The organism is Photobacterium ganghwense (genome assembly GCF_017329545.1).
GTDB classification, from domain to species: domain Bacteria; phylum Pseudomonadota; class Gammaproteobacteria; order Enterobacterales; family Vibrionaceae; genus Photobacterium; species Photobacterium ganghwense.
The window spans coordinates 1,377,621-1,396,987 of the sequence record NZ_CP071325.1 but is presented as its reverse complement, the minus strand read 5'-3'; the positions used below and the strand labels follow the sequence as shown (position 1 = coordinate 1,396,987).

At 50.6% G+C, this 19,367-nt stretch carries 14 protein-coding genes; 8 read left to right on the top strand and 6 right to left on the bottom strand.

Going from position 1 to position 19,367, the window contains the following annotated elements; all coding sequences use genetic code 11:
• Positions 1-649: 649 nt before the first annotated feature.
• The 3 genes from FH974_RS06595 to FH974_RS06585 all read right to left on the bottom strand — a co-directional run bounded on the left by FH974_RS06595 (position 650) and on the right by FH974_RS06585 (position 5,024).
• Positions 650-1,867, bottom strand: a complete 1,218-nt coding sequence (locus FH974_RS06595) for a NupC/NupG family nucleoside CNT transporter (protein ID WP_047883531.1) — start codon at positions 1,865-1,867, stop codon at positions 650-652.
• A 288-nt stretch (positions 1,868-2,155) separates the two neighbouring features.
• The gene (locus tag FH974_RS06590) at positions 2,156-3,079 is read right to left on the bottom strand and encodes a LysR family transcriptional regulator (protein ID WP_047883530.1); all 924 of its coding nucleotides are present in this window, start codon (positions 3,077-3,079) and stop codon (positions 2,156-2,158) included.
• A gap of 316 nt (positions 3,080-3,395) precedes the next feature.
• Positions 3,396-5,024 (bottom strand): methyl-accepting chemotaxis protein, encoded by a 1,629-nt coding sequence (locus tag FH974_RS06585; protein WP_047883529.1) that lies wholly within the window; start codon positions 5,022-5,024, stop codon positions 3,396-3,398.
• Between the two features lie 379 nt (positions 5,025-5,403).
• Here FH974_RS06585 and FH974_RS06580 point away from each other — a divergent pair, with 379 nt between their 5' ends.
• The 4 genes from FH974_RS06580 (at position 5,404) to pstB (ending at position 8,874) form a co-directional block, all read left to right on the top strand.
• The gene (locus tag FH974_RS06580; RefSeq protein WP_047883528.1) at positions 5,404-6,222 is read left to right on the top strand and encodes a phosphate ABC transporter substrate-binding protein; all 819 of its coding nucleotides are present in this window, start codon (positions 5,404-5,406) and stop codon (positions 6,220-6,222) included.
• Positions 6,223-6,322: 100 nt separating this feature from the next.
• Entirely contained in the window at positions 6,323-7,234 is a 912-nt protein-coding gene (gene pstC, locus FH974_RS06575) for a phosphate ABC transporter permease subunit PstC (protein ID WP_047883527.1), read from the top strand.
• Positions 7,235-7,239: 5 nt separating this feature from the next.
• Positions 7,240-8,106 carry a phosphate ABC transporter permease PstA gene (pstA, locus tag FH974_RS06570; RefSeq protein ID WP_207103584.1) on the top strand — a complete coding sequence of 289 codons (867 nt, stop codon included), beginning with the start codon at positions 7,240-7,242 and terminating at the stop codon, positions 8,104-8,106.
• A gap of 18 nt (positions 8,107-8,124) precedes the next feature.
• Entirely contained in the window at positions 8,125-8,874 is a 750-nt protein-coding gene (pstB, locus tag FH974_RS06565) for a phosphate ABC transporter ATP-binding protein PstB (protein ID WP_207103583.1), read from the top strand.
• Between the two features lie 254 nt (positions 8,875-9,128).
• Here the strand turns inward: pstB and FH974_RS06560 are convergent, their stop codons facing one another.
• A complete protein-coding gene (locus FH974_RS06560; protein WP_047883524.1) occupies positions 9,129-10,058 on the bottom strand; it encodes a LysR family transcriptional regulator in 930 nt (309 codons plus the stop codon).
• Positions 10,059-10,215: 157 nt separating this feature from the next.
• Between FH974_RS06560 and FH974_RS06555 the strand changes: the two genes are divergently transcribed.
• Both FH974_RS06555 and FH974_RS06550 read left to right on the top strand, forming a co-directional pair.
• Complete coding sequence (locus FH974_RS06555) at positions 10,216-11,355, top strand: efflux RND transporter periplasmic adaptor subunit (protein WP_207103582.1); 1,140 nt, start codon at positions 10,216-10,218, stop codon at positions 11,353-11,355.
• Positions 11,356-11,358: 3 nt separating this feature from the next.
• Complete coding sequence (locus FH974_RS06550; RefSeq protein ID WP_207103581.1) at positions 11,359-14,541, top strand: efflux RND transporter permease subunit; 3,183 nt, start codon at positions 11,359-11,361, stop codon at positions 14,539-14,541.
• A 200-nt stretch (positions 14,542-14,741) separates the two neighbouring features.
• Here the strand turns inward: FH974_RS06550 and FH974_RS06545 are convergent, their stop codons facing one another.
• Positions 14,742-15,071, bottom strand: a complete 330-nt coding sequence (locus tag FH974_RS06545; protein WP_047883522.1) for a hypothetical protein — start codon at positions 15,069-15,071, stop codon at positions 14,742-14,744.
• A 163-nt stretch (positions 15,072-15,234) separates the two neighbouring features.
• Here FH974_RS06545 and FH974_RS06540 point away from each other — a divergent pair, with 163 nt between their 5' ends.
• Together FH974_RS06540 and FH974_RS06535 are read left to right on the top strand one after the other, a co-directional pair.
• Positions 15,235-16,872: a mechanosensitive ion channel family protein gene (locus FH974_RS06540; protein WP_047883521.1), complete on the top strand. Its 1,638-nt coding sequence runs from the start codon at positions 15,235-15,237 to the stop codon at positions 16,870-16,872.
• Positions 16,873-17,097: 225 nt separating this feature from the next.
• Positions 17,098-17,544 (top strand): META domain-containing protein, encoded by a 447-nt coding sequence (locus FH974_RS06535; RefSeq protein ID WP_242551858.1) that lies wholly within the window; start codon positions 17,098-17,100, stop codon positions 17,542-17,544.
• Between the two features lie 170 nt (positions 17,545-17,714).
• Here FH974_RS06535 and FH974_RS06530 read toward each other — a convergent pair whose 3' ends face one another.
• Positions 17,715-19,334, bottom strand: a complete 1,620-nt coding sequence (locus FH974_RS06530; RefSeq protein WP_047883520.1) for a diguanylate cyclase domain-containing protein — start codon at positions 19,332-19,334, stop codon at positions 17,715-17,717.
• Positions 19,335-19,367: the final 33 nt, after the last annotated feature.

Below are 19,367 nucleotides of genomic sequence, written 5' to 3'. Positions count from 1 at the left end.
CTCCTTGTTGACATGAGTCCTTGTTTTCCTTGGAGTGCGTAGCTGTTCTTAGCAACATGATTATCATATATATACAACCTAACATCTATTCGATAACGCAACCATGCAACAAGACAGCCATGCAACAAGAAAGCTATGCAACCACACCCCCACACTGAAAAGTGTAGCCATCTCTTTTCGACATTGGCTAATTTCATCCATAACCCATTTTAGTAAAGACCTATTGCCCTTCAGTCAGGCTGCAATTCATCCCTTGCCTTTCAGCTGGGATACGAGCCCTCTAAACGCATGCAAGCGGATAAGCGGATAAGCGGATAAGCGGATAAGCGGATAAGCGGATAAGCGGATAAAGATAGTGAACTCTGATACCTGCGGATATAGACCAGATTTACACGAAGTGATCATTACGGTGCGGTCAACACCCTAAAAAGGAATTTTATTGGGTGAATGTCACAACATTTCAAGATTGAGACAATTCCTGAGAAAGGCTTGGCTATAGTTTTAATGTGTCCTTAGGTCTTATGATGTAGCAACAAAGCAAAAACAGAGTGCCGGAGCACTCTGTTTTTTTATATTCAATTCAAGGCAATACAGATTTTATCCGGCAGTTCTGCACCCGGTTATTCTGCCCTGACTTTTCTGCGACTCATCAGAATGACAGGAAGATACCGGCCAGCGTTGCGCTCATCAGGTTTGCCAGAGTCGCAGCGAAAATCGCTTTGAATCCCAGCCGAGCAATATCTGGTCGACGACTTGGCACCACGCCACCCAGACCACCCATCAGCATCGCAATCGACGTCAGGTTCGCAAAACCACACAGCGCAAAAGTCACTACGGCTTGAGAGTGTTCACTCAGCTGCTGCTTCACATTCATCAGGTCAGCAAAAGCCACAAATTCGTTCACCGCGATTTTTTTACCGATCAGGCTGGCTGCCACTGTCGCTTCAGACCAAGGCACACCGATCAACCAGGCAACAGGTGCAAACAGATAGCCGAAAATCAGTTCCAGACTCAGGTTGTCCACACCGGTCCAGTCGCCGATATGGCCAAGGCCGCCATTGATCAGGGCGATCAAGCTGATAATCGCCAGCAGGCTGGCACCAACGGCCATGACAATTTGCAGACCGCTCAGCGCGCCCTGAGTCGCTGCATCAATAATGTTGACCGGAGCGTCTTCATCGTCATCAGCTACATCATCCTGATCACGCAGTGATTCTGTTTGTGGAACAAGGATTTTTGCCATCATCAGACCAGCCGGTGCAGACATAAAGCTGGCGGCAATCAGGTAACTGATATCCACACCCAGCCCGGCGTAACCTACCAGGGTACCACCAGCTACCGACGCCAAACCGCCCACCATTACGGCAAACAGCTCTGAACGGCTCATTTTCGCCAAATACGGGCGTACTACCAGCGGCGCTTCAACCGAACCCACAAAAATGTTGGCAGTCGCTGACATAGATTCAGTACGGCTGGTGCCCAGCACACGTTGCAACAGACCGCCAATCGAGCGGATCACAAAGCCCATGACGCCCAGGTAATACAGCACAGAGATCAACGCGGAGAAGAATACGATAGTCGGCAGCACGTTCACCGCAAAGATGAAGCCCAGTTTAAACTGTGCCAGTTCACCAAACAGGAACTCAGTACCAATACGACCGTAGTCAATAATACCGGATACCGCAGTGGATACACTGTTCAGGATTTCACGCCCTACCGGTACATACAGGATAAAACCGGCAAAAATCAGCTGAATGGCAAAAGCGCCACCCACTGTGCGCCAATTAATCTCGCGCCGATTTTCAGAGAAAAGAACTGCAACCGCAAAAAGCGTAATAATGCCCAACAGGCTGACCAGATAATTCACGGCCAAACTCCACCAATTTGTTTGTTAAACGATTGCGGCGGCATTTTATGGAGATATAAAAATGTGACAAGGTTCAAATTGTTAATGCAATTCACAGTTTGCATACATTTCAGCGGGCAATGATGAGGAATACAGCAAAAAAAGCCGGGAAACGCCAGATTGGTGCGCAGAGGGGATACTATTGTTCCCTATGGTGACAATAGCATCCTAGAAAGAGATGAAAAAATCGCCGCACAAAGCGTTGCGCAAACGATAACTCGCCGGAAAAATACCAGGAAACCGATTGGCTCAGTTGTTGAGTACTTTATCCCAGTACACGGGTTCCCCGATGTGTTGTTTGATAAAACGGATGAAAGCATCCACTTTTTTAGGCAGGAACTTATGGCGCGGATAAACCGCGTAAAGTGGCATGTACTGTGACAGCTCCCAATCCGGTATTAGTCTGACCAGTTTTCCTTCCCGGAATTCTTTATCCAGCAGATAAGTCGCCAGATACCCTACGCCGTGACCTGCCAGCGTGGCATCCAGAATGGCATCGGCAGAATCAACCCGGTAATTACCGGAAACTTTTACCTGCAGATTTTGGCCGTCCTGACGGAAATGCCAGAGGTTATCCTTTCGCTCCCGGCTGTAATAGGTGATGCAGTTATGTTCCACCAGCGCTTCTGGGGTATAAGGCACACCATGTTTCGCCAGATAATCCGGGCTGGCTGCCAGCACGAAGTGGCAATCCGCTAAATGGCGGGCAACAAACCCTTCCGGCGGGGAATCTGTCATTCCAATCCAGAGATCCAACTGCTCCGCAATTAAGTCGACCCGGTGATCAAACAGGCTCATTTCCAAATCCAGCTGCGGATACTGTGCATGAAATTCGGCAATATGCGGCGCGATATGGTGCCTGGCAAAAGACTGCGCAATCCCGACCCGCAAAATCCCCTGCATCGAGTCACTGCGCTCAAGCAACTCACTCTCTGCTTCATTCACCTCATTCACGATATTGGCGCAACGCACAGCAAATCGTTCACCGGCTTCTGTCAGTGCGAAAGAGCGGGTTGTCCGCTGAACCAATTGCACGCCCAGACGCTCTTCCAGTTGCTGAATCTGCTTACTGACCTGCGTACGGGAAATATCGAGCAACTGCGCCGCCTTGGTAAAACTACGCTGGTGGGTAAGCGCGTTAAAGACCACCATTTGCTGTACTTTTTTAATCATTCTGGAATGTTTGGTTTTTGGAATAGAACACAGTCTTTGAAACCGCTTATAAGAAATATTGCTTCAGCCAGCCACTTGGTAACAGCCAGCATACCCAGAGCTGTAGCCGGAGCTATACCCATAGCTATACTCAGAGCCATGCCCGGCACTGTATAGCTACAAGTCTAGCCGGATTCGCACCTGAGCGCTGTAACCACAGGAAAAGAAACACATAATGCCCTTTTCGCCAGAAAAAAGAAAAGGCCTGTGTCATACAGGCCTTGGGCTATTCGTTTTTCTGCCGAGCAGGTTGTTCCCTCAGGCAGGAAGGAGATGTTTAGATGCGGAAGAAAGCCAACTGTTGTTTCTGTTGCTCGGCCAGCTGTGACAACTCGTTACTGGCCATCGCGCTCTGGCTGATACCGGCAACGTTCTGACTGACGATTTCCGACATGTTAGTCACGTTACGGTTGATATCCTGAGTCACCATCGACTGCTGCTCTGCCGCTGTCGCCACCTGGGTGTTCATGTCGCTCATCTGCTGTACCGCAGTAGTGATCCCCATCAACGCGTCATTTGCCTGACTGGCCAGCAGCTGATTGCGTTCAAGCATTTCCAGGCTTACCTGCATGCTGTCATTTGCCTGGTTCGACTGCAGTTGCAGCTCTTCAATAATGGACTGGATTTCTTGCGTTGAGTCCTGAGTACGCGCCGCCAGCATACGCACTTCATCAGCCACCACGGCAAAGCCACGGCCTGATTCACCGGCACGGGCCGCTTCAATCGCCGCATTCAGTGCCAGCAGGTTCGTTTGCTCCGAGATACCGCGAATCACTTCGATTACTTTGCTGATTTGCTCAGACTGATCTTTCAGGCGAGTCACTACCCCAGCTGCATCTGACAGTGTGGCAGACATCTGCTGGCTGGCAGCATTGCTCTCTTCGAAGACGTCCAGACCCTGACGCGCCAGTGAATCGGTCTCTTTAGCTGTCGCATCGGCGGCAGTTGCTGTATCGCTAACGTTATCAGCCGTTGATGAAAGCTCGTTCACCGCCGATGCCACCTGATCAATTTCATTCTGCTCAGACTGCGCATTGGCTTCCGACTGCGTCATTACCGCGGCCAATTCTGTGGCGGCTGCAGCAACGTCTTCACTGATGCGGATCATCGAATCAACCGTGCTGTGCAGCTGCTTCACCGTTACATTGACATCACTGCTCAGCATCGCCAGTTCGTTGGTACCGTCCTGCTCGGCACTGACCGTCAGGTTACCCCCGGCCACTTCACGCATCACTGCCTGCAGTTTGATGATCGGATTCACAATCAGCCCTGACAACCACCAAGCCAGCAGGAATACAATGACGAACACCGCAGCAATCCCCATGGTTGCTGCTGACATCAGCGCACGATTGTTCTCAGCACTTTGCTGCATGCTGCGCGCCGCATACTCATTGACATGGGCAGACAGCTGATTGATAGCACTCACCATGTTATCGCCGATAGTGCGGTATTCATTGATGAACTGGTTAAACTCTGCCGTAGACACTTCACCGTGATCGAAACGATCCAATAAAGAAACCGCCTGCTTGGAGAAGTCCATGTAGGCACGAATTGCATTTTCGACCTGCTTGGCTTCATTACGGAACTCGGGTTCTTTTTCCAGAACCTGAATATCGGAGCCCAGCTCTTTCACGGCACCGTTGATATTACGCAGGAATTCTTCACGGCGCTTCGCGTCGTAAATGGCGTAAACGGCATGGATACGCAGTGGGTAAACCTGATCGTCAATGCGCGCCAGGGTATCTTTATACGTCACCAGTTTGGTCGTGTTCGTTGCAATCACGCCCTGTTCGGTTTCCAGTTTAAATTTTGTAGTAAGCAGCGCCGCGAACAGCACGACTACCATCAGCATAACAGGCAGCAGAACCTGGTATCGGATAGATAAATTTTTCAGAGAAAATTGCATGACAGCCTCATAACAGAGAATCACCTGCGTCCATGCAAGCAAGGAAATTTCGTTGGAATTTTTGATGCGGGAAATATAGATCTACGTCACAAAAATGTCCACATAATAAACATCTAAATTTCAAGGCGATAGAAGCAATCTCACCGTCAAAATAACTGTTACTGATGTCATTAATTTGACAGCGTATTTTTTTTGCCTATCAATCATTGAGATATAAAGAAGCGACCATTTTCCAGAAATGCTAATGAAGAATTTATGAATCGCGTCATACAGTGTTCAAAGTTCTGAAACATGATTGTCATATTTCTTTTCTAACCTTTGCCTCGTTCATTCAAAACCGACTGGCATTTAACAGCCAAGCATTTTAAGGATTAGGAAAATGAAAACTAAGGTTATTGGTGCACTCGCTCTGGCAGGTTCAATGGTGTTCAACACTGCAGTTGCAAACGAAACTATCTCTGTTGTTGGTTCGAGCTCCGTATCACCTATCATGGAAGTTCTGGGTGAGACCTACGCAAAATCTCACGATGTCACCATCGAAGTTCAAGGTCCTGGTTCATCAGCAGGCGTACGTGCTGCGCACGACGGTTCTTCTGACCTGGGCATGAGTTCTCGTGACCTGAAATCTTCTGAGAAAGCGGACTTCATCAAAGAAGTGGTTATCGCTCGTGACGGTATCGCAGTGGTTGTACACAACAACAACACCGTTGATAACCTGACTAAAGAAGAAGTCGCTAAAATCTACAAAGGCGAAATCACTAACTGGAAACAAGTTGGCGGTGAAGACAAGCCAATCGTTGTTGCAACTCGTGATACCGCATCAGGTACTCGTGGCGCTTTCGAAGACATCATGTCTCTGAAAAAGAAAGTGAACGGTACAAGTGTTTCAGCTATCTCTCAGCGCGCACAGGTTGCCAGCGGTAACGGCCAGCTGAAAACTATCGTAGCCAACAACCCGTTTGCTATCGGTTACATCTCACTGGGTTCTGTAGACGGTTCAGTTAAACCACTGTCTATCGACAGCCACAAACCATCTGTAGAAGCCATCAAAGCAGGTGAATACGGCGTACAGCGCCCATTCCTGGTGGTTTACAAAGAAGGTCGTCCTTCAAAAGCTGCACTAGACTTCCTGAACTGGGTTCAGTCTGAAGAAGCTCAAAAGATTGTTGCTGACAAAGGCTTCATCTCTGTTCACTAAGTTCTGATTACTTTTCCGGTCATCGTCGATGACGATGGCCGGTTTTCTGATTTCTCGATATCTGGTTCGGATTTGTGGATCAGTATCTGGAGTAACACATATGACCATCGCAAATAACATAGAACAATCAGCGAAAGGATCATCGCTGAAAGCCAAAGATAAAATCGACTGGCGTGAACTGTTCTTCAAGTACCTGTTTCTGACTAGTGCCGCTCTGGGTATCTTGTCGCTTATCACTATCGGTTACTTCATCTTCCGTGAAGGCTACGCTGCATTCGCCCACGCTGGCATCGCGGGAATCGTACTGGGGAATGACTGGCTGCCGCCTGCCCTGTTTGGTATTGCACCAATGATTGTTGCCTCGGTTGTCTCGACAGCTGGCGCGGTCATTGTAGGTGTGCCTATCGGTGTACTGACCGCGATTTTCATTGCTGAAGTGGCCCCTAAACGTCTGGCAGATTTGATTCGCCCAATGGTTGAACTGCTGGCAGGTATCCCATCGGTAGTTTACGGCTTCTTCGGTCTGGTTATCATCGTCCCGCTGATTCAGGACGTGTTCGAAGTACCGGCAGGTAACACAGTGCTGGCCGGTATCATTGTTCTGGCGGTGATGATTCTGCCGACGGTCATTACCGTTTCTGAAACCTCTATTCGTGCCGTGCCACGCAGTTACAAAGAAGGCTCTCTGGCCCTTGGCGCATCGCACATGTTTACCATTTTTAAGTTGCTTGTACCGGCTGCCCGCTCAGGCATCATGACCGGCGTTATTCTGGGTGTTGCCCGTGCGCTGGGTGAAACCATGGCCATCATCATGGTAATGGGTAACTCACCAGCCATGCCGCAGGGCCTGTTGGATTCTGCCCGTACCCTGACGGCGAATATCGCGATTGAAATGTCATATGCAACCGGCATTCACGCCAGTGCCCTGTATGCGACCGGTATTGTTCTGCTGGTTTTCATCATGATTCTGAATGGTGCGCTGCTGTACCTAAACCGTGAGCGCGCGAGGTAATTACGATGGCTCTACAAGCAACTAACCCAAGTAAGCAAAAGCTGAAAGACAATATTTCCCTGTCCCTGATTTGGTCAGCAGCCACCATCACTGTTGGTTTTCTGTTGTGGGTCGTGTGGTACATCCTGAGTAACGGCCTGTCGCACGTTGACTGGAACTTCGTCACCAGCAATTACACGACAATCGGACAAGAGTCCGGCATCTGGCCAATGATTGTGTCAACCCTTTACATGGTTGCTGCATCGATTGCTGTCGCTGCTCCTATGGGCATCATGACAGCCATCTACTTGACAGAATACGCCAAAGTCGGCAGCCGTCTGGTTAAAGTGATCCGATTCTGTACTGAATCGCTGGCAGGTATCCCGTCGATTATTTACGGTCTGTTCGGTATGACCTTCTTCGTCGTGGTACTGGGCTTTGGTTACTCAATCCTGTCAGGTGCCCTGACCCTGAGTATCCTGATTCTGCCCGTTATTATCCGGACAACAGAAGAAGCGCTGATGGCAGTGCCTCAAACGTACCGCGAAGGCTCTTACGGCCTGGGTGCTTCAAAAATTTACACCATCTGGAGACTGATTCTGCCAAGCGCAATGCCAGGTATTGTCACCTCTATCATCCTCAGTGTAGGTCGTGTCATCGGTGAATCTGCGCCGGTATTCATGACAGCAGGTATGGTTGCCCGTATCCCAGAGAGCATGTTTGACTCCGGGCGTACGCTGACTGTTCACCTGTATAAGCTCACGCAGGAACTTTACACGGTTCACGAATGGAACCAGGCCTATGCCACGGCCACCATTCTGATTGTGGTTGTTCTTGTGATTAACCTGATTACCAAACTGATTGCGCAACGCTTTAACACTGCGACTTACTAATTCTGAGGAAGTAACACCATGAACAAATTCAACATTGAAAACCTGGACCTGTACTACGGCGAAAACCAAGCACTCAAGAAAATCTGCCTGCCTATTCCAAACCGTCAGGTTACGGCACTGATTGGCCCGTCAGGTTGTGGTAAATCGACCCTGCTGCGCTGCCTGAACCGCATGAACGACCTGATTGAAGGCGTGAAAATTGACGGCAAACTGACGATGGATGGCGAAAATGTGTACGGAAACATTGATGTGTCTCAGCTGCGCATCAAAGTCGGCATGGTTTTCCAAAAGCCAAACCCGTTCCCGATGAGCATCTACGAAAACGTGGCTTACGGCCTGCGTGCACAAGGTGTGACCGACAAGAAACGTCTGGACGAAGTGGTAGAAAAATCTCTGCGCGGCGCGGCGCTGTGGGATGAGGTGAAAGATCGCCTGAAGTCACACGCGTTCGGCCTGTCGGGCGGTCAGCAGCAGCGTCTGTGTATCGCTCGTACAATTGCGATGCAACCTGAAGTGATCCTGATGGATGAACCAACATCAGCACTGGACCCAATTGCAACCAAGAAAATTGAAGACCTGATGGAGTCACTGAAGAAAGACTTCACCATTGTTATCGTTACCCACTCCATGCAGCAGGCGCGCCGTATTTCAGACCGCACCGCCTTCTTCCTGATGGGAGAGCTGGTTGAGCACGACAGCACACACGCACTGTTCAACAATCCACGTGACGAGCGTACCCGTGGCTACGTAAACGGTGATTTCGGTTAATGTCGATTTACTTCCTTCGCAAGTAAGTCATGCAGTTTTGTACAAATAATAAAAAGCGATGGTAACTATATTGCCCCCATGGAATGGGGGCCTTTTTTTATCTGCGAAACCTTATACCGACCAAAGCCACATCAATTCTTTGCCATATAAATTCTTTAGCCATGCCTGAGCAATACCCACAACCAGGCAATACCATACCAAGGCAATGGCACGCAGGATGCACCATTCACATTTCTTTGCCGCCGAGTTCGCACTTAGATAGGCATTCCCCGAATATCCGCTTCAACCGCCGGACAGGTCGGCGAAAATTCAGCTTCTGACAGCAGAAAATCAATAAAGGTTCTGACCGCCAGCGACTGGTGCTTGCGTGACGGATACACCAGCCAGCCGTAGCTCATCCACGGCTCAACATCTTCCAGCAACCGCACCAGCATGCCCCGCTCCACGTAATAATCCGCCAGCTGCTCCGGGATCAGAATGATCCCCCTGCCCTGCAGACAGGCTTCGACGATCAGGGGAATGCTGTTCATGATCAAATCGCCGCCGACTTCAATCTCTTTGCCGTTGCCAATTGGCATCCGGTTGACCAAATTCCCGTTCGGATAACGGAACAAAATGAAGTTATGACTTGGCAGTTCCTGCGGCGACGTCGGGTGGCCATGACGGGCAATGTATTCCGGCGTGGCGTAATACCCAAACGAGGCAGACTTGAAAGGACGGGCAATCAGGCTGGAGTCTTCCAGCTTTTGGCCAATCCTGAGCGCTACATCGATATGGTTTTCAATCAGGTTCGATTCTTCCGAACTGCTGATCACCTCCACACTGACTTTGGGATACATGTCCATAAAACGGAAAATGGTACGACCGACTTCCATCAAGCCCGGCAGTGGCAGCAACTGAACCCGTAAGTGGCCGGACACTTCGTACACCGGCGCGGTAATTTCCTGAATGCTCTGCTCCAGCTCAATCAGAATCGATTTGGTTCGGTCATAAAATTTCTTGCCGGCTTCCGTCAGTTGCATCGAACGGTTATGACGGTGAAACAGCTGCACCGAGAGCTCTTCTTCCAGCGATTTTACACGCCGGCTCAGGTTGGACTTGGGTAAGTCAAAAATTTCCGCCGCCCGGATCAGGCTGCCGGCATCCACAATCTGATGAAATAACTTAATGTCTTCGGTTTTCATAACGTTGTCTCTGTTCACAGTCCCTGACTATTGTAAAGCAGTTTACCGCTTTTTAGTGTTCCGCAAAATGGAACTTGTCTTTCCAAATTGTCCGGTTAATCGAAACCCAGACTAAATGTATAGTTTGCGAAAATTGATAACAACAGGAATCACTTACATGAAACCGGCCTCTTTCAGCCTTTTGGCGATTCTGCTGTCTTCGGCTCTGACCGGATGTGACAGTGCAGAAAGCGCTATTCAGCCCTCACCGGTTGTTCGCCCGGTGAAACTCATGACCATTGAAGACATGGCGCAAGCGCAGGTACGGGTGTTCCCAGCCAAGATTGCAGCCAGTCAGCAAGCGGATCTCGCTTTTCGTATTCATGGCGAGCTGGTGAAGCTTGATCTCAGTGAAGGCCAGTACGTGAAAAAGGGCCAGCTGTTGGCCAAGATGGATGATCGTGATGCCAAAAACGCGCTGCTGAATGCCGAAGCCAGCCATGAGCTAGCCGCCGTGGATTACGACCGCAAGAAAGAGCTGTTTGCCCGTAAGCTGATTTCCAAAGCCGAATACGATACCGCCCGTGCCACCCTGAAATCGGCACGCGCGGCCCTCAATACCGCACGCGATCAGCTGGCCTACACCCGTCTCGAAGCCCCATTTTCCGGCACTGTCGCGCGGGTCAACCTGGACAACCATCAGATGATTCAGGCCACCCAGAAGGTACTGACCCTGCAAGGCAACAGTCAACTGGATGTCAGTATTCAGGTGCCGGAATCACTGCTGCTCTCGCTGAAAAACAACAGTTTTGACGATACATTTAATCCCAAAGTCCGTTTCCAGGCTCCAAAAACGCTGGCCATTGAGAGCGGTTTTACGCCGACGGTTTCAACCAGCGGAACAGTGATGACCTACCCGGTTCAGTACAAAGAACACGCCAGTACAGTCAGTCAGGGCAGCCAAACTTATGAAGTGGTATTTAGCCTGATTCCGCCAAAGGATCTCAATATCCTGCCGGGAATGAGCGCAGAGCTGATGCTCGACATGACAGCCCATCAGGGTGAACGTCAGGCCATCACAGTATTACCGCTGAGTGCGATTGTGCGCAGCGATAACGAACAAATCACCTCGGTGTGGCGCTATAACGCAGAAAGCGGCAAGCTGGAATCCGTCCCGGTGACTGTCGGTCAGCTGCGTTCCAACGGGATTGAAGTGCTGTCCGGGCTGACCCCGGGAGATGAAATTGTCGAAGTCGGCGCCAACGCCCTGAAAGACAATATGACCGTGAAGCCGCTTCGCTGGGAACGAGGCGTGTAACCGATGAATATTGCGCATTACAGCATTAAAAACAAAGTCATCAGCTGGATGTTTATCCTGCTGATGCTGATTGGTGGCGGCATCTCGTTTACCGGTCTGGGGCAACTGGAATTTCCGGAATTTACCATCAAACAGGCCTTGGTGATCACCCCGTATCCGGGTGCTTCTCCGGAGCAGGTGGAAGAAGAAGTGACACTGCCGCTGGAAGACGCCATACAGCAAATGCCGCAGATCAAGCATATCACGTCAATTAACAGTGCCGGTCTGTCACAGATTGAAGTGGAAATGCAGGACAGGTATGACGCCCGTGATCTGCCACAGATCTGGGACGAACTGCGCCGTAAGGTGAATGATACCGTGGCGTCACTGCCACCGGGCACGGTACAGCCGCAAATCATTGACGACTTTTCCGACGTGTTCGGCATTCTGCTGAACCTGCGCGGTGATGGCTACAGCTATCGCGAGCTGGAGAACTTTGCCAACTATCTGCGCCGGGAACTGGTACTGATTGACGGGGTAAAGAAAGTCTCCGTGGTGGGTGCGCCTGAAGAGCAGGTCGTGGTTGAAATCAGCCAGGAAAAACTGGCTGCGCTCGGCCTGGATCAGAATTACATCTACAGCCAGATTCAGACCCAGAACGTGGTCTCCAATGCCGGACGAATCCGGGTCGGTGAAGGACGCATCCGTATTCACCCAACCGGTGAATTTACCGATGTCGCGGAAATGAAACGCCTGATGGTCAGCCCGCCGGGCAGTGACCATCTGGTCTATCTGGGTGATATCGCCTCGGTGTACAAAACGGAAACGGAAACACCGTCGCTGCTTTACCACAGCAACGGCGAGCAGGCGCTGTCGGTGGGGATCTCCTTTGTCAGCGGCGTCAACGTGGTTAACGTCTCCCAGGCTATTGGCGACAAAATTCAGCAACTGGAATCGCAAATGCCGGTCGGCATGGTGCTGGATACCGTCTATGACCAGGGTGCTGTGGTCGATGCGTCGGTCAGCGGCTTTCTGATTAACCTCGCCGAGTCCATCCTGATCGTTATTGTGGTCTTGCTGGTTTTCATGGGTCTGCGTTCAGGCATTCTGATGGGCGTGGTACTGCTGCTGACCATCTTTGGTACATTCATTGCGATGAATGTGCTGGGCATCGAACTACAGCTGATTTCGCTGGGAGCATTGATCATTGCGCTCGGGATGCTGGTCGACAATGCCATCGTGGTCACCGAAGGGATCCTGATCGGCATTCAAAGAGGCCAAACACGTCTGGAAGCCGCCGGACAAGTGGTCAAGCAGACCCAATGGCCGCTGCTGGGTGCCACTGTCATCGGTATTATCGCGTTTGCCCCGATTGGCTTATCGCAGGATGCGACCGGTGAATTCTGTAAATCGCTGTTTCAGGTACTTCTGATTTCCCTGTTTATCAGCTGGATCACCGCCATCACCATCACGCCGTTCTTCTGTCACCTGTTGTTCAAAGACGGTGAAAGCAATGGCGAGCCGCAGGAGCTGTATCAGGGCTGGTTCTTCAATCTATACCGCTCGCTGCTGACGCTGGCCCTGCGCTTTAAGATCCTAACGCTGGGTCTAGTCGTCGCTATGCTGGTCACGGCTGTCATCGGTATGGGTCACGTGAAAAATGTGTTCTTCCCGCCATCGAATACGCCGATTTTCTTCGTCGATATCTGGATGCCGGAAGGCACCGATATTCTGGGTACGGAGAATTTCGTCAGCCGCATTGAGCAGGATCTGCTGCAGTTTGAAGCGGAAAACCAGGTCGGCATGAAGCAGCTGACATCCGTGATCGGTCAGGGTGCCCAGCGTTTCGTGCTGCCTTACGCGCCGGAAAAAGGCTATGACGCATTTGCCCAGCTGATGATTGAAATGGACAGCCTGGAGCAACAGTATGAAGGCATGCCTAAGCTGACGGCTTATCTACGGGAAAATTACTCGGATGCCGAGTTCCGGGTGAAGTTTCTGGAAAACGGGCCGTCTCCGGCCGCAAAAATTGAAGCCCGCTTCTACGGTGAAGACCCAACGGTATTGCGTCAGCTGGCCTATCAAGCAGAGCAAATTTTGCAGGCCGAGCCAAGCGCCGAAAACATTCGCCACAGTTGGCGTAATCAGGTCGCGGTTGTGCGTCCGCAACTCAATATGGCGCAGTCACGGGAAGTCGGTATCAGCAAGCAGGATCTCGACAATGCAATGCTGATTAACTTCAGCGGTAAAGCCATCGGAGTATATCGCGAACAGACGCATCTGATGCCGATTCTGGCCCGCGCACCGGAGCAGGAACGGTTAGATGCCAACAGCCTGTCCAAACTGCAAGTCTGGAGCTCGGAAAACAGCACATTTGTGCCGGTCACACAGCTGGTATCATCCTTTGATACTGAGTGGGAAAACCCTATTGTGATGCGCCGTGACCGCAAACGAGTACTGACGGTGTTTGCCGATCCGGTGCTCGACAGCGGGGAAACTGCAGACTCAGTATTCCGCAAGGTTCGCGCTGACATCGAAGCGATTCCCCTGCCGGATGGTTATTCGCTGGAATGGGGCGGCGAATACGAAACCTCGCGAGATGCGCAGGCCAGTATTTTCAGTTCGCTGCCGCTGGGGTACCTGTTTATGTTCCTGATCACCGTACTGCTGTTTAACTCGGTACGTCAGCCGCTGGTGATTTGGTTTAACGTTCCGCTGGCGATCATTGGTATTGCCTCAGGTTTGTTGTTATTTGATGCGCCATTCAGCTTTATGGCCATGCTTGGCATGCTCAGCCTGAGCGGCATGGTGATCAAAAACGGGATTGTGCTGGTTGATCAAATCAACGCCGAAGTGCGCGAAGGCAAAGCCGCGTATCAGGCTGTGTTTGATTCATCTGTCAGCCGGGTAAGACCGGTGGGGATGGCTGCCATTACCACCATGCTGGGGATGATACCGCTGATTTTTGACCCGTTTTTTAAAGCCATGGCGGTCACCATTATCTTCGGTCTGGGGTTTGCAACCTTGCTGACGCTGGTTGTCCTGCCGGTCAGCTACGCACTGCTGTTCCGTATTAAACATCAGCCTGCGGGACAGGTGACAACACCATGTTCAAAACAAGGTGTTCATGCCGCCAACACCGCTGGCTCAAGCAGTCCAGCTTCAATGTCAACGTCAACCGAGGCAAACGTGCTGGACACACAATAAACACTGTTTTTTCTCGCTCGTGTCACGACGACACATCATGTGTATTTTTGCCCGCTAAGGATAGCGGGCTTTTTTTGTCGCAGTTTGCGGCCTTCTGCGATCATTTCCGAACTTTATCAGTGAATTGAGTCAATTCGGCCATCAAAACAAACAAGGTTTCCCATCCTCACTTTCTGCTCAAACGTCACCTGAGCCGAGCATCACTCCACCAACCGAATGCGCACGGTATCTGTTTCTAGGTCAAACGGCCGACTTAACAAGCGGTTATACATCAGCAATGCCGGCGTCACTTTATATTGCAACAAAGCATCCAAATCCTGCCAGTGCTGCCAGCGTTCAACAATGCATACCGTGTCAGTTGTTCCTTCCCTGAGGCCAAATTCATAAGACAGGCAGCGATAGTGCAAGGCATCCGGTTTGCCGAACTGCTCCAGCAGTTCCAGACACTGACGGGCATGGTCGGTATCTTTGCAGCGCAACGTGACAATATGGATCAATGATCCCCGCTCAATACCTGTTAACTCATCCATCGCGGATACTCCTGCTCGATGCCATTTGCCTAACTGGTATTCACTATAGTCAGACTCAACAGGATTACCTGCTCATATCACACCTTCGCCAAATTATTACATCGAAATCACCGCTCTCCCTTTATGATTGTTTATAGCGTTCAGCTTGTTAGAGAGGTTTTTCATGCGTTGGCTTTTATTTCCCTGCTTACTGCTCAGTTTCTTGGTGCTGGCTGAGCCGGAAGCCGCTTCCCCTTCCAACGAATTTGAGCGAATCGAAAAACTGGAACAGGATATCAACCAGCTGTACCGCGAAGCGCAAAATCAGAGTGGTACCGCAAGAAATATCATCGACATGCAGATGCTCAAGAAAAATGAGGACATCCGCAACGAGCTGGAAGACCTGATTCCAAAACGAACCGATGAGAACACCCCCACCCTGCTCAAATTTGTCAGAGTACAGGTCGACTACCTGAAAATGGCCATGACATTTCTGCTGAAACAGATCAATAAGATGCAGAGTGAACTGGATGCCGCCGATGCCGAACAACGGCTCCTGATGCAGAAAACACTGCATGAAGTCACCCGCTTCTATCACCAGATCATGCAAGAACAATGGGTTAACTTCCAATGGCTGAGAACGCTCGGTCATCCGCTGGACAAAGCAGAATCGGCACTGATTGACACCGTCAGTCAGCGCATCGATTTTGTCTCGGCCAAGCTGACCTTTGACCACCAGCAAGAGACAATGCTCACCAAACAGATTAAAGCGGCGGCAGAGGCTGAAAAATCATCGCTGCAAATCCAGCATATTCTGGCCCAGCGTCAGGTCGTCAGTGACACCGAAGAGCTGAAAAATCTGGTGGCGCTGGCGCGGGACATGGGGCTTGATACCACGGAGATGACCAAGCAGCTGTTTGAGGTTACCGGGGATCTGACTAACGAATTGATGAACACCAAAGTGCTGGTTTCGCTAATTTCCGGCTGGACCAAAAACCTGAAGGACTGGGTATTCCAGAATACCCCTCAGGCGCTGTTCAAACTGTTCATCTTCATGGTGATTCTGTTCATTTTCCGGCTGCTGAAGCTGCTGACCCGACGTATCGTGACCCGCGCGGTATCTTCGCCGACCCTAAAAATGACGCAGTTGATGAAGGAGTTCTTCATCTCCATGAGCGGCAACATCGTGTTTGTCATCGGCCTGCTGATTGCTCTGTCACAAATTGGCCTGAACCTGGCCCCGGTTCTAACCGGCTTCGGGGTGGCTGGTGTCATCATTGGTTTTGCCCTGCAAGATACCCTGTCTAATTTTGCTTCCGGCATGATGCTGCTGATTTATCGACCGTTTGACGTGGATGACTATGTCGAAGCGGGTGGGACATCCGGCAAAGTGAGCCACATGAGCCTGGTTAACACGACCATCAAAACCTTTGATAACCAAATCCTGATCGTACCGAACAGCAAGATCTGGGGGGACACCATTAAAAATATCACCCATGAGCGGGTAAGGCGGGTCGATATGGTGTTTGGCATTGGCTACAACGACGACATCGAAAAAACCGAACGGATTTTACACGACATCCTAGACAAGCATCCGGCCGTATTGCGCGTTCCGGAAGCCAATATCAGGCTGCATACTCTCAATACGTCGTCGGTAGATTTTATTGTCCGCCCCTGGGTCAAGACGGAAGATTACTGGGATGTGTACTGGGATGTGACCCGCGAGGTCAAAATGCGGTTTGATCGTGAAGGCATTTCGATCCCCTACCCGCAGCAGGATGTTCACCTACATATGGTCAGTGAAGAAAAAAATCCAAAATGACAAAGAGTTAACATCACTATACTGGTTTTTAGTCTATGATACTTTCTGTATAAGCAGACAATTGCAACGGATTGCAATGTCTGGCAGGCGGCTAAAATGCATTCAGACCTGTTTATTTTATGGACGACAATTAAAAAACATCGTACAATTTTTTACGAACTGCCAGCTTTCGTTCAGGTTCCCTATGCTTAACTGGCACAAATCGTTACTGTTTGGAAAACAACTATGATCAAAAAACGTTATCTGACGGCCCTTGCGCTTCCTGTTATTCTTGCTGCATGTTCTACAACTGTTAAACAACCGGTTGAAACAACAATGATCTCTGCAAATGACCTGGCGACTCACCAATGGGTTCTGACAAAAGTCGATAACAAAGCACTGGAACTTCAACAGCCTTTCAAAGCGCCAACGCTACAGCTGAATGAAGAACTGGGTGCGAGTGGTCACGCGGGCTGTAACCGTTACTTCGGTCAGGCAGAACTAAAAGACGGTAAATTGCGTATTGAGAAAATGGGCATGACCATGATGGCGTGTCAGGATCCGGCGATGAAGCTGGAGCACACTGTCAGCTCAACGCTGATGGAGTGGAGCACGGCCAGCATCAACGGCAACGAGCTGAGCCTGACTGGTGCAGAGCACAACCTGACGTTCACCCGTACTGACGTTAAGTAATCTTACGTTACGAATGAAACGAAAAACTCCTGCTACAGCAGGAGTTTTTTTATGTCTGCAATTTACCCAGCAGTTGGTTTACTGGTTGACGCTGTTGTTGACGCGGTTAAAGAAGAAACCGGTTCAGGAAGAGCCTGAATCAAGAAAATCCACCCTTAACCTAAACTTGATTAGCACAGACTCGATACCGACGCCGATTGCGGTCTGCCGACACGAATGGCCCGAACCTGATTGCGTCCGGCACTCTTAGCCTGATACAAGGCGGAATCCGCCAGGTTGAATACCGAATCCCGGGTCTGTGCGTCCAGACTTTCCAGCGACACCACGCCCACCGAGACCGTCACAACATCCGAGGTTAACGACCCCTGATGCGCGATAGCCAGCCGTTCCACCACACTGCGGCACTGTTTGGCGACCACTTCACCGTTATTGGTATTGGGCAGAATGATACCGAACTCTTCGCCTCCGACCCGAGCTAGCATATCTGCCGGCCGTTTGAGTACCCGGCCGAGTTCTTCTGCCACCAGCTTGAGACAGCGATCTCCTGCCTGATGGCCATAGGTGTCGTTAAAGGCTTTAAAATGATCGATATCGATCAACATCAGCGCCAGTGGCCTGTCCTCCCGACGTGAGCGGGAGAATTCCCGGTGTAACGTCTCATCAAAGTAACGACGATTAGCGATGCCGACCAGCACGTCCATCTTGGTCATGCGTTCCAGCTTTTTATTGATGTCATCAAGCGCCTGATTTTTCTTTGCCAGCGTCGACACCATTTCACGGTTTCGCCGCATCAGTATAAAGCCGTAGAAAATCACCAGACCAAACAAAACGGTACCGACGATAAACACAACCAAAGGCAGACGGGTTCGCTTGTCAGCAACATAAGAGGCAGACGGCGTCGCTTCAATAAACCACTCTCGTCCTCCGAGGGTCAGCACCGGACGCGTGACATTGAAATCTTTCTGAGCCAGCTGCTCTTCCGTGGTCAACGAGCCCTGCTGATACAACAGTTGATTGTGTGGATCGGCATTGACGTCCAGCAAACGAAAAGCCATCAGGCTTGCATCCTGAGGTTGCATGGTCGATTGCAGGATTGCCGTCAACCGGAACACCCCCATCACAAAGCCGCGCAGTGTCTGGCGGCGATCCGCCACGCTTTGCGGCGAGACAATGTGGTAAACCGGCAACAACATCAGCAGACCGGCATGATCATCCGTTGTCTGAACCAGTTCAATACGTTCTGAAAACTGAAGTTTACCGCTGTCGCGTGCCCGATTCAGTGCATCCAGGCGTCGTCCGTTAGAGCCGACATCAAACCCCAGTGCTCGTTCATTACCTTGCAATGGTTCAACGTAAATCACCGGGTAATACAGGCTGCGTTCGGAGACCGGCACCATTTCACCACTGGCTACCCGCTCGGTAACATGAAAACCCGGCCAGCGTGCACCAAATTGTTTTTCCAGTGCCGGCAGGCCCTCCGCTTCCACTTTGGGTATCCATTCCAGCGCCTGAATATGGGCATGACGGGATAATGTTTGCGCCGCAAGCTGACTGAAATCCGGGTAATCGAGCAGACCGTGGTTATCATACGCCGCTTTCAGACTGTATATTGCCTCGATATTCAGCTCGACAGCCTGTGTCAGAGCGGCTGCCTTAGACTCTACATCACGTTCAAATTCGCGCTTGATATTGGTTGTTTCTAAACGGTAAAACAACCCATACAGCGCACACGACAGCGCAATGCCGATAATCACAGCTAACACAGTAACAAGATACAGTCGACGCTCCATGATGACCTTTACATTGTTCGTTACGGTTACTTA